The sequence below is a fragment of the Pseudoalteromonas sp. AWH4_217 genome (genome assembly GCF_056161105.1).
In genome coordinates, this window is the sequence record NZ_JBSWYM010000063.1 from 1 (window position 1) to 540 (window position 540).

General features: G+C 47.4%; 1 rRNA gene. It reads left to right on the forward strand.

Annotation, left to right across the window (positions count from 1 at the left end):
• Positions 1-14: 14 nt before the first annotated feature.
• Positions 15-540: ribosomal RNA gene (locus tag ACXAH1_RS24670) — 23S ribosomal RNA — on the forward strand; the annotation flags it as partial.

The following is a 540-nucleotide window of genomic DNA, read 5'->3' on the forward strand; positions in this document are numbered from 1 at the left end:
ATTTTGGGTTGTATGGTTAAGTGACTAAGCGTACACGGTGGATGCCTTGGCAGTTGGAGGCGATGAAGGACGTACTAACTTGCGATAAGCCTAGTCAAGCCAGTAAGAGGCGCTTGAGACTAGGATTTCCGAATGGGGAAACCCGGCCCTTTGGGTCATCGTTAACTGAATACATAGGTTAACGAAGCGAACGCGGAGAACTGAAACATCTAAGTACCCGTAGGAAAAGAAATCAACCGAGATTCCGAAAGTAGCGGCGAGCGAAATCGGATTAGCCCTTAAGCTTTAATGTAGTTAGTGGAACATTCTGGAAAGTATGACGATACAGGGTGACAGTCCCGTACACGACAACTTATTTAAAGTGAAATCGAGTAGGTCGGAGCACGTGAAACTTTGACTGAATATGGGGGGACCATCCTCCAAGGCTAAATACTCCCAACTGACCGATAGTGAACCAGTACCGTGAGGGAAAGGCGAAAAGAACCCCTGTGAGGGGAGTGAAATAGAACCTGAAACCGTGTACGTACAAGCAGTAGGAGC